Origin of the sequence: Moorena sp. SIO4A5 (assembly GCF_010672005.1) — a bacterium.
Taxonomy (GTDB): Bacteria; Cyanobacteriota; Cyanobacteriia; order Cyanobacteriales; family Coleofasciculaceae; genus Moorena.
In genome coordinates, this window is the sequence record NZ_JAAHHZ010000271.1 from 1 (window position 1) to 6,225 (window position 6,225).

Sequence of the window (6,225 nt, forward strand, 5' to 3'; positions counted from 1 at the left end):
GTAAAACTCGGTGAAATTTAGAGTCATCCGGTGTGGGGTTTGGGGTGTGGGGTGTCAGATCATCAAGGGTTCAATACTGTTTATGTATCATAACTAATGCTGCGAGTTTTAATTTCTTTTTTGGTATAATAATAGGTTATTTTTGTCTATAGTAATCCATGGCACTAAGGGTAGGCTAGCTTAGGCAAATGCGATCGCATCAGCCTGTGAGCCTGGTGATTGAGCCTGTGAGCCTGATCAGCCAAGGTGATCCCACTAGCTTAATGAATTGGAGGATAAAATTTATGGCAAGCCTTAATCTCAAAGAAGAAGCACGTAGATTAATCGATAAATTACCAGAAGATTTTAGCTGGGCAGACCTAATACAGGAAATTCACCTCCGCCAAGATGTTAAAACTCAACCGGCTGACAGCACAGAAGCTCGAAAGATACCTGTAGTAACAGCTATCTTCGATGGTGAGGTTTTACGCTTAGACAGAACTGTTAATCTCGAACCGGGCAAGCGCTATGCTATTGCTATTGAGACAGAAGTGAAAACAGTTACTAGCCAAAATGCCTGGGATGTGTTAGAAGAATTTGCTGGAACAGTTGAAGCGCCATCAGACTGGGCTATGGAACATGACCATTATTTGTATGGTACGCCTAAGTCTAATCTTGAGGATGAGTTATGATTGGGGAGCGGTTGTTCTTGGACACGGCTTTTATCCAAGCTTTGTTAAATAAACGAGACCAATACCATCACAAAGCACTGGAATTACTGCCTAGACTAAAAAATGCTAAGGAGGTATGGGTTACTGAAGCTGTGCTAACAGAAGTTGGTAATGCTTTGAGTGCGGTTAATCGCGTGATAGCAGTTCAGTTTATTCAACAGTGTTACGAGACAGAAAATATGTATGTTGTTAGTGTAGATACACCACTTTTACAACGTGCCTTGCAACTATATGACGCTGGCCTTTTGGCCTTTCGGCCACGCTACGCGAACGGCCACGCTACGCGAACGTTCCGATAAAAGTTGGGGTCTAACTGACTGTATTTCCTTTGCTGTTATGAAAGAACAAGGTTTAACAGATGCTTTAACTACGGATAAGCACTTTGTCCAAGCTGGTTATCGAGCTTTGATGCTTGATAAGTAAAAAACTAATTATCAGGGAACAGAACCGATAGTAGGTAGTAGGTAATTTAGCAGGATAGTATTTGCTCATATCGCCAACCTCGGCCTTTCGGCTAAGCTAAGCGAACAACATTCTTAATTCTTAATTCTACATTTTACCTTCTACATTCTTAATTATTAATTCTGCATTCTACATTCTTAATTATTAATTCTACATTGACTCTTCAAGCAAGCAATCACAAAACGCTTTCAGTTCCGGATTAACAGAACTATTCCTGAAATAACTACTTAGCCAAGCACAACCCCTAGCTAAGAGTCCATCCAAGGTGTCCACCCGCCACAGCTTGATGGTATCCCCGTCTATGGTAGCCAGTTGCGTCCCATCTGGGTTGAAAACCATGGGATTCCCCTCGAATTGAGCAATTTCACGACCCCTTAAATCCCACAGGCGCACGGTACGGTCATCTCCAGCACTAGCGAGCAGCTGACCATCCGGGCTAAATGCCACCTGGCTAACCTTACCCTGATGCCCCTTCAATTCCTGGACTTGCCCAGTGTTGACATCCCACAACCTCACGATTCCGTAATCTCCAGCGCTAGCCAGCAGCTGACCATCCCGGCTAAATGCCACCTGGCTAACCTTACCCTGATGCCCCTTCAATTCCTGGACTTGCCCAGTGTTGACATCCCACAACCTCACCATTCCGTAATCTCCAGCGCTAGCGAGCAGCTGACCATCCCGGCTAAATTCCAATTGCCAAACCAAACCTTCATGCCCCTTCAATTCCTGGACTTGCCCAGTATTGAGGACCCACAATCTTACGATTCTGTCCTCTCCAGCGCTAGCCAGCAGCTGACCATCCTGGCTAAATTCCACCTGCTTAACCCAACCCCGATGCCCCTTCAATTCTTGAACTTGCCTAGTGTTGAGATCCCACAATCTCACCATTCCGTCCTCTCCAGCAGTAGCGAGCAGCTGACCATCCCGGCTCCATTCCACCTGGTCAACCCAACCCTGATGCCCCTTCAATTCTTGGACTTGTCCAGTGTTGACATCCCACAACCTCACGATTCCGTCAACTCCAGCAGTAGCGAGCAGCTGACCATCCCGGCTAAATTCCACCTGCTTAACCCAACCCTGATGCCCCTTCAATGCTTGGACTTGTCCAGTGTTGACATCCCACAACCTCACGATTCCGTCAACTCCAGCAGTAGCGAGCAGCTGATCATCCTGGCTAAATTGCATCTGCCAAACCAAACCTTTATGCCCTTTCAATTCTTGGACTTGCCCAGTGTTGACATCCCACAACCTCACGATTCCATCCTTTCCAGCGCTAGCCAGCAGCTGACCATCCCCGCTAAATTTCATCTGGTAAACTTTACCCTGATGCTGCCCAAGTCTAGGCTCCTGAATGTGGTCAAGAATCATTTGTAAAGCGAGTATTGGAGTAGCAGCAGGATAGTCTTTCAAGGGAGTATTTTTGGTGACCATTGCTTTCAATGCTTTCCCGGTCTCCATAGCTGCTACTAAGGCATCAAACGGGCTAGAGTTAAATTGATGAAGATGTGTAACTCCTGCTCGTTCTAGTTTTAGTCCTTCTTGCTGCCCTTGCTCTAAAATTCTATTTTCTTCCTCAACCTTTACCAAATATGTTTTTATATCACTCTCATATCTATTATCAATTGGTTCTACTAAATAATCATGAACCAAATGATAGCAGTATTCGGTTACTCCTTGACTCTTAAACACTAAACCAGAGCCCACTAAAATTTCTAAAATCAGGGTGAGCTGCTCTGGGGGTAAGCTTAACCCAGTAGCTAATTCAGTTTCCGTTATTAACGGTCTCAGCTGCTTATCATCGGTCAATAGAGACAACAATTTCCAGGTAGTTTCTCGGTGCTGTGGTCCACAATCGGTAACCACAGCCTCCAGATAACGATCTACTAGTTTGGCCTTATCGCCCCGTTGTTGATACCTCTCCAAGGTCACAATTCCCTCGGTTTCTAATTGGGCTCCCACCATCTGCAACTCAATCGGACGCACTTCTCCCGTTTCTGCTGCTAAATCTTCCACTAATTGATCAATTAGCTGTGGTTCTAAGGAAAACTTAGCCTGCTCCGTTAACCGTTTAATCACCGCTTTTGCCTGGGGCTGATCAAAATTACCTAAGTAATAGAGAACATTCTTGCTGAGAATATCATTATTGACTACATCTAAACTAATCAGACGGTCATTACACTCTAGTAAATAAGAGATATAATCTGAACGCAAGGCTAGAATAACTTGCACTGCGTCAAGGCTTAGGCAGTCCTTTAAAAATTGATAAAAAACTCGTCGTTGCTGTGGCTTATGATACTCAACTAAAAATTTTTCAAACTGGTCGAAAATTATAACCGTCAGTCGATTATTGTCACCATTGTGTCGCAGCTGGTCGAGAACTTTTCCCAGAATTTCTTCCCTCTCTCCCTTCTTTTGCCACTCTCCCCCCTTCTCTGTTCCAATTATCCTTTGATTTAACCTATCCTCCCACTGGGGATAAACGCTGAGCAACACCGGCTCCACATCCCGACCTGCAATACGGTCTTGCTGTAATTTAGGAATTAAACCTTCCTCAAGTAGAAAACTTTTTCCCACGCCGGAGGAGCCACAAATTACTGTTAGTTTGTGGTCTTTGCGAGCAATACGCTCAACTAAGTCATTAATCGCTTGCTCTCGACCAGAGGCGGCAATTTGATCAGCCACAATTCGCTGTTTTTCTTCTGGCGTTGCCTGAGTATCCCTGATTAGTTGGTTGAGGGACAATCGACTAGTGCCCACAAATGCCCGAAACCGGAACTGATACTCGATTAATTGCTGGTATGCCTTAACAGAGAAGGCTCTTTGATAATCCCCTTGGTCAAGGTAGAGCTGTCGCAATTCTTTGAGAATTTGAATATATAGATCGGGATTAACCTTAGGATTAGTTTGGTCTTTGGCAAGCTCAAGATGGGCAATCCCTTGCTGGGGTTGACCGAGATGCTTGTAGGCTCTCCCTAGGGAAAAGCGATACCAACCTTGATGAATTTCCCACGCCCACTCCAACTGCTCCCGAGTCAGGTCACCAGGAAGTTGAAAAGAATCTTGGGCATCGGTAAGGATGTCCAGTGCTTTAGTGGCCAAGTCTTTGACCCGATGCCATTGGGAGCGAGCGATGGCGACTTCTGCCGCTAAAATGCCGTAATCATGGGCAAGCCAGACCGGGTTGGGATATTCCTGATGGAGGCTTAAAGCTTTTTTCCCTAACTGCTCCAACTCATCCCATCGCCCTAGTCTTTGTAGAATTTCTCCTAAGGGATTGATAAACTTAGCGACTAAGTCTGGACGCTTAGCTTCCTCAAACCAATAATGCGATCGCAAAAAATAGTCTCTTGCCCGTAGGCAATGTTGCTTATCCTGATTCCGGTCTTGATCAGCATAGGTACGGTAAAATTGCCCCATATGGAACAGAACACATCCGGCTCGGATCAGATGTTCCGTTACCCGAGAGCGAGAAAAGCGCGAAGATAGCACCAGATCTTCCCATAGCTTTAAACTTCGTTGATAATGCTCCTCGGACTGGTTGAGACCATCGGGAATTCCTCGACCTAGGATAAATTCCAGACTCGCTTCTAAATCTGGCGCTAATGCTACCTGTCGATGTTGTAAGTCAAGCCTTGCCCGGCGTAAGTCAGCCAGCTGCTGGTTACTGAGATTCTGTCCATGGTCAAGACCCCCAGCAGCTCCAGCGGCTAAAACTTGAGTAAACCCAAGATCAGTAACCTGTTGGATAAATTTAATTACCTCAGCGGTAGAGATTTGAAACTCCAGGGGTGAACCGGTTACCCAACTGGCCAAATCCCTGGCAGAGCGCAGGAATTGGGAATAGACTCGATCATCTACCCAAAACAGGATGGGGACATTGAACTGTTTCCGAAACTCCTCCCGGACTCCATTGGCTAATTTGAGCAGTTGCTCAAGGTCTGTGACCACCTCAAAGCCATAAACCATAATCCCTCGGGGCTGTTTTTGTCCCAGTTGGGATTGAGTCGAGGTATATATAGTCCTGTAGAGCTCGGTGACCTCCGGAGTTAGCCCAATCGGGAAAATCTCTACCGAACAAACCTCTGCCAGCTGTTGAATCAAGTGGTCTCGCCACTGCGTATAATTACAATGGGCAAAGAATAAAGAAAATTCCTCGACAGTGGCTGCCATTTCAATTACCCAAGCCAGCTGCTCCAATAGCTGTTGGTGATAAGATTGTTGGTTATGAGCTTGTTGGTTATGAGCTTGTTGGTTATGAGCTTGTTGATGATTATCCTGTGGGTGACTATTAGTCATGGAGTTATCGCAATGGGTGCTCAAGTGTTTTCAAATTCAAGGGACGAAGCGATGCAGCACCGACCTGAGGGGGTTTCCCCCAACACCGGGCTGCATCGCTTTCCTAAATTGATACCAACCACCATCACTGATAGATAAGCGCGAGACTAATGATTCTTAACTAAGTTCAAGACCCTTAAATCTAGCCTTCGGGAACCCTTCCCGAACATAGACCACAAGGTCGTGATGATCGGATTACGTAACGCGCCAGTCTATTGAAAAGATCCCAAGTCCCTTTAAGCTTTAGCTTTGAGATTCCTTTTTTGTCAGTGAACTGAATCCAATGCACGATCCTTGGATAGCTTCCACCCACTGCTGTTATATCTGACGGAGCGGGAGTTTTTCTTAAAGGATGGGAAACCCTTCTTCTCTGGGACTGATTTTTTGCCACCTATGCTTTAAACTCTAGGGTGGTCATCAATCTTACCTCCTTTTTTTATTAAACAGCTCTGAGTATATTAATTCAGGAAAAAGCAGGGATAAAAATAGACGGGGAATAAATCCGCGCTTTCAAAGTTTTTCATCCCAGCTCGCGGATAGGCTGGGTTTTCAAACTTCACTCGTTTTTAGATAACTCATTTATCCAATGCATAATTTCATTCCTCCAGAACGCTTTTTCCCTTATCTGACCTGGACTGATATCGAACAGATGCCAGACAAAGAAAATGTTGTGATTATTCAGCCGGTCGCTTCCATTGAGCAGCATGGCCCCCATTTA

At 45.3% G+C, this 6,225-nt stretch carries 4 protein-coding genes; 3 read left to right on the forward strand and 1 reads right to left on the reverse strand.

Translation table 11 applies throughout. The annotated features are described in order from the left end of the window. Nucleotides 1-284 precede the first annotated feature (284 nt). The gene (locus F6K57_RS34615; RefSeq protein ID WP_293072453.1) at nucleotides 285-671 is read left to right on the forward strand and encodes a hypothetical protein; all 387 of its coding nucleotides are present in this window, start codon (nucleotides 285-287) and stop codon (nucleotides 669-671) included. Further along, nucleotides 668-1,009 carry a PIN domain-containing protein gene (locus F6K57_RS34620; RefSeq protein ID WP_293072455.1) on the forward strand — a complete coding sequence of 114 codons (342 nt, stop codon included), beginning with the start codon at nucleotides 668-670 and terminating at the stop codon, nucleotides 1,007-1,009. Before F6K57_RS34615 ends, F6K57_RS34620 begins: the two co-directional genes overlap by 4 nt. A gap of 313 nt (nucleotides 1,010-1,322) precedes the next feature. Here F6K57_RS34620 and F6K57_RS34625 read toward each other — a convergent pair whose 3' ends face one another. Beyond that, entirely contained in the window at nucleotides 1,323-5,468 is a 4,146-nt protein-coding gene (locus tag F6K57_RS34625) for a hypothetical protein (RefSeq protein WP_293072457.1), read from the reverse strand. 625 nt (nucleotides 5,469-6,093) lie between these two features. On the opposite strand from F6K57_RS34625, the gene F6K57_RS34635 reads away from it, so the two are divergent. Continuing rightward, on the forward strand, nucleotides 6,094-6,225 hold a 132-nt coding region (locus F6K57_RS34635; protein ID WP_293072459.1), incomplete at its 3' end, for a creatininase family protein.

What these genes read in the sequence shown, in the direction of transcription:
- F6K57_RS34625 (WP_293072457.1), bottom strand. Translation starts at nt 5,468, where the DNA reads ATGACTAATAGTCACCCACAGGATAATCATCAACAAGCTCATAACCAA.
- F6K57_RS34615 (WP_293072453.1), top strand. Translation starts at nt 285, where the DNA reads ATGGCAAGCCTTAATCTCAAAGAAGAAGCACGTAGATTAATCGATAAA.
- F6K57_RS34620 (WP_293072455.1), top strand. Translation starts at nt 668, where the DNA reads ATGATTGGGGAGCGGTTGTTCTTGGACACGGCTTTTATCCAAGCTTTG.